This is a genomic window from Streptomyces hainanensis (assembly GCF_004348415.1).
Lineage (GTDB): Bacteria > Actinomycetota > Actinomycetes > Streptomycetales > Streptomycetaceae > Streptomyces > Streptomyces hainanensis.
Map to the genome: position 1 here is coordinate 1 of NZ_SMKI01000551.1, position 4,661 is coordinate 4,661.

General features: G+C 74.3%; 5 protein-coding genes. All 5 read left to right on the forward strand.

The window, feature by feature from the left end; translation table 11 throughout:
- Positions 1 to 1,144: NAD(P)/FAD-dependent oxidoreductase (locus E1283_RS32230; RefSeq protein ID WP_132821708.1), on the forward strand; the 1,144-nt coding region annotated here is incomplete at its 5' end.
- Between the two features lie 32 nt (positions 1,145 to 1,176).
- Complete coding sequence (locus E1283_RS32235; RefSeq protein ID WP_132821709.1) at positions 1,177 to 1,542, forward strand: Rv2175c family DNA-binding protein; 366 nt, start codon at positions 1,177 to 1,179, stop codon at positions 1,540 to 1,542.
- A 66-nt stretch (positions 1,543 to 1,608) separates the two neighbouring features.
- A complete protein-coding gene (thiE, locus tag E1283_RS32240; RefSeq protein WP_132821710.1) occupies positions 1,609 to 2,271 on the forward strand; it encodes a thiamine phosphate synthase in 663 nt (220 codons plus the stop codon).
- Between the two features lie 107 nt (positions 2,272 to 2,378).
- Positions 2,379 to 3,305 carry a methylenetetrahydrofolate reductase [NAD(P)H] gene (metF, locus tag E1283_RS32245; RefSeq protein ID WP_132821711.1) on the forward strand — a complete coding sequence of 309 codons (927 nt, stop codon included), beginning with the start codon at positions 2,379 to 2,381 and terminating at the stop codon, positions 3,303 to 3,305.
- A 22-nt stretch (positions 3,306 to 3,327) separates the two neighbouring features.
- Complete coding sequence (locus E1283_RS40145; protein WP_207930621.1) at positions 3,328 to 4,512, forward strand: hypothetical protein; 1,185 nt, start codon at positions 3,328 to 3,330, stop codon at positions 4,510 to 4,512.
- The last annotated feature ends 149 nt before the right edge of the window (positions 4,513 to 4,661 follow it).

Below are 4,661 nucleotides of genomic sequence, written 5' to 3' on the forward strand. Positions count from 1 at the left end.
GGGCTGGGAGGGCGCCGTCACCCTGCTCGGCGCCGAGCCGCACCGGCCCTACGACCGGCCGCCGCTGTCCAAGGCCGCGCTGCTCGCCCCCGACGACGAGGCGTCGCTCGACGCGGCCGCGCTCGGCGTGGACTTCGCGGATCTCGACGTCGAACCGCTGCTCGGCCGCGCCGCCACCGGGCTCGACACCGCCCGCCGCCGGCTGGACACCGACGCCGGGCCGCTCCACTACGACCACCTGGTGCTGGCCACCGGCGCCGAGGCCGTCACCCTGCCCGGCACCCGGGACGTGCCCGGCGTCCACCTGCTGCGCACCCTGGACGACGCCCGGGCCCTGCGGCCCGTGCTGGCCGCCCGCGGCAGCGTGGTGGCCGTCGGCGCCGGCTGGATCGGCGCCGAGGTCGCCACGGCCGCCGCCGCGGCCGGCTGCCGGGTGACCGTCGTCGAGGCCGCCCACCACCCGGTGCCCGGCGCGCTGCCGCCCGAGATCACCGAGCCGATGCGCCGCTGGTACGCGGCGGCCGGCGCCGAGCTGCGCACCGGACAGCGGGTGGCGGCCGTCAGGTCGGGCGAGGTGGAGCTCGCGGACGGCACGGTGCTGGGCGCCGACGCCGTGCTGGTCGGCGTCGGCTCACGGCCGGCCACCGGCTGGCTGGCCGGCACCGGGATCGCGCTCGACGACGACGGGTCCGTGCGCGCCGACGCCGGCCTGCGCGCGAGCGCCCCCGACGTCCACGCGGTCGGCGACTGCGCCTCCTACCCCTCGGCGCGCTACGGCCGGCGCCTGCTGGTCCACCACTGGGACAACGCGCTGCGCGGCCCCGCGACCGTGGCCGCCGGCATCCTCGGCCGGCCGGCCGTCCACGACCCGGTGCCGTACTTCTGGTCGGAGCAGTTCGGCCGCCATGTGCAGTACGTCGGCCGGCGCGGCGGCGACGAGACGTTGATCACCCGGGGCGACCCGGCGGGAGACGGGCCCTGGTCCGCCTGCTGGCTGGGCCCCGGGGGAGTGCTCACCGCCGTGCTGGCCGTGGACCAGCCCCGCGACCTCACCCAGGGCAGGCGGCTGATCGAGCGCGGCACCCCGGTCGACGCCCGGCTGCTCGCCGACCCGTCCGTACCACTGAAGGCCGCCGTGCGCTGACGGCTGTCGGTGCGGGATGGCACGCTGGGGACGTGACCGAGATTGATGCGAAGATCGACGCTCTCGTCCCCGACTGGCTCACCCTGCCCGACATCGCCGAGGAACTCGACGTGGAGGTGACCCGCGTCCGGCAGCTGGTCAAGGAGGGCCAGCTGATCGCCGTGCGCCGGGGCGAGAACCGGGTGCTCCAGGTGCCGGCCGCCTTCATCGGCGACGGAAAGATCGTCAAGGGCCTGGGCGGCACCCTCACGCTGCTCCGCGACGACGGCTTCTCCGACGCCGAGATGCTGGAATGGCTGTTCACCCCCGACGACAGCCTGCCCGGCACCCCGGCGGACGCCCTGCGTAACAATCGGGGGACCGAGGTGAAGCGCCGGGCGCAGGCGCTCGCCGTGTGACGATCCGGCCGGTGGCCGGCCCGCCAGCGGGCCGGCCACCGCGCCACGAACCAGGGGGATCCCCGGATGACCCGGACGGACGGCACGACCAGGACCGGAGCCCTCGCCGACGCCCGGCTCTACCTGTGCACGGACGCCAGGAAGCGGCAGGGCGACCTGCCGCGGTTCCTGGACGCCGTGCTCGCCGGCGGCGTGGACATCGTGCAGCTGCGGGACAAGGGCCTGGAGGCGGCCGAGGAGCTCGAACTGCTGGCCGTGCTGGCCGACGCCTGCCGGCGGCACGGCCGGCTGCTCGCCGTCAACGACCGGGCCGACGTCGCGCACGCGGCCCGCTCCGACGTGCTGCACCTGGGCCAGGGCGACCTGCCGGTGCCCGCCGCCCGGGCCGTCCTCGGCGCGGACGTCCTCATCGGCCGCTCCACACACGCCCCGGCCCAGGTGGACGCGGCGCTCGCCGACCCGGCCGTCGGATACTTCTGCACCGGGCCCTGCTGGCCCACGCCCACCAAGCCGGGGCGGGCCGCCCCCGGGCTGCCGCTCGTCGAGTACGCGGCGGCCAGGGCCGGTGCCAAGCCCTGGTTCGCCATCGGCGGCATCGACGCCACCACCCTCGACCAGGTGCTCGACGCGGGCGCCCGCCGGGTCGTCGTGGTGCGCGCCCTCACCGAGGCCGCCGATCCCGCCGAGGCCGCCGCCTCACTGGCCCGCCGGCTCCGGGAGCGCGGCTAGGCCGTGTCCGCAAAGTCTCGCCGGACCCGCGCCGAGTCGGGCGCCCCGCGCGTCCGCGTTCCGGACACGGTGCTGTCGATCGGTGGGCCGCTGGGTAGCCTGCGAGCATGGCCCTTGGCATCCCCAGCACGATGACGGATCGTGCGGAGACCGTCCGTGACCTGCTTTCCGCAGGTGAGCGGTCGTTCTCCTTCGAGTTCACCCCGCCCAGGACCGAGGTCGGCGAGCGGACCCTGTGGAACGCGATCCGCCGGGTCGAGGCCGTCGGGCCCACCTTCGTGTCCGTCACCTACGGCGCCGGCGGCAGCTCCCGCGAGCGCACCGTGCTGGCCACCGAGCGGATCGCCACCGAGACCACCCTCACCCCGGTCGCCCACCTCACGGCCGTCAACCACTCCGTCGCCGAGCTGCGCAACATCGTCGGCCAGTACGCGGGCGCCGGCATCCGCAACATGCTGGCGCTGCGCGGCGATCCGCCGGGCGACCCGATGGCGGAGTGGCAGCGGCACCCCGAGGGGGTGGCCTACGCGGCCGAACTGGTCAGCCTGATCAAGGAGTCGGGGGACTTCTGCGTCGGCGTCGCCGCCTTCCCCGAGATGCATCCGCGCTCCACCGACTGGGAAAGTGACATTCGGCACTTCGTCAACAAGTGCCGGGCGGGCGCCGACTTCGCCATCACCCAGATGTTCTTCCACCCCGAGGACTACCTGCGGCTCCGCGACCGGGTCGCCGCCGCAGGCTGCGACGTTCCGATCATTCCCGAGATCATGCCGATCGCCAACGTCCGGCAGATCGAGCGCTTCAAGCAGCTGAGCAACAGCTCGTTCCCGCCGGAACTGGAAAGCGCCATCCTCGCGGTCAAGGATGATCCGATGGCTGTACGCTCGGTCGGGATCGATTTCGCCACGGAGTTGTGTGCGAGGCTGATGGACGAGGACATCCCTGGGCTGCACTTCGTCACGCTGAACACCACACTGCACTCGACGGCGACGCTTGACGTCTACAAGAACCTGGGTCTGCACCAGCGGACCTAGAGGCCTGCCAGAAGGGGCGTACATGGGCTGGGCGGTCCTCTACATCGCATTCGGAGTCGTCGCCCTCTGGCTGCTCGGCGAGGTCCTTCTCCAGTACAAGGCGCGGCTGCGCTGGCGGTTGGTGGCCTTCTTCGGGTTCGTGCTCGTGGTGCTCGGCGTGTTGATGCCCTCGGTGCCGGTCATCGCGCTCGGCACCCTCGCCTTCGCCACCGGGCAGACCTTCGTCACCCTGTCCTTCCGGCGCGGGTTCTCCACCGGCTGGGCGCTCGGCGGGGGCCCCGGCAGCAGCCGGCGGCGCCGCGACCTCGGGCCCGGCGACATGCAGCCGATGGACCCGCTGCCAGAACCACCCATGCCGGCCCAACTGCCGTCCTCCGACACCCCGGTGGACGGCGTGCGGGTGATCGCGGCCGGCCCGGGCGACTACGAGGGCGGCTACGCGTCGGACGGCGCGTCGGCCCTGCCGTTGGAGTCGGGAGAACAGCCCTACCAGGACGCGTACCCCGGCTCGTACGGGTCCGGCGACACGGCCGCGGGGGTCGGCGGCGGCCAGGGCGATCCGCTGGGCACCGGCGCCGGCGGCTTCGGCGACGAGATATACGCGGCGCAGGCCGGCCAACAGGCCGGCTCCGGCTACGGCGACGGCTACCAGGACCCGTACCAGCAGCAGGGCTACGGCACGGGCGACGGCGTCGGCTATCTGCAGGCCGAGCAGCCCTACGGCACCACCTACGGCGGCCAGGACGCCACCGAGACGTACTCGACCTACCCGGGCGGCGGCTACTCGGGGGCCGGCTCCGAAGGGCAGGGCGGCCAGGGCTCCGCCGACCCCTACGCCGACTACGCCGCCGCCACCCAGGCGTTCCCCGCCGCCGACGGCCAGCCCACGGGCCAGGCCGACGCCTACCCGACCACCTACACCACCGGCTACGCCGCCGACCCCGGCGCCGGCCAGTGGTCCGACGGCCAGTCCTACTACCAGGAGACCCCGCCCGGCGGGGTCTGGGTCCCCCAGCAGCGCGAGTCGGGCAACCCCGCCGACGCCGGATACGACTACCAGGCGCAGCAGCAGGATCAACAACAGCAGCAACAGCAGCAACAGCAACAGCAGCAACAGCCCGGCGGTTACCCGCAGCAGGACGGCTACGACGCCAACGGCCAGGGCCAGGCACAGGGCTACTACTACAACAACGACCAGCGCTACTGAGCCGAGCGGCCCGCCGGCCCCGCCGGCCCGAGCGGTTCGTCCTCCGCTCAGTAGGAACCGCGCCAGTCCGGGCCCTCGACGATCAGCCCGGCGGCCAGCGTGCCCGACATCCCCGCGTGGGCCAGGCCGCCGCCCGGGTGGGCCAGCCC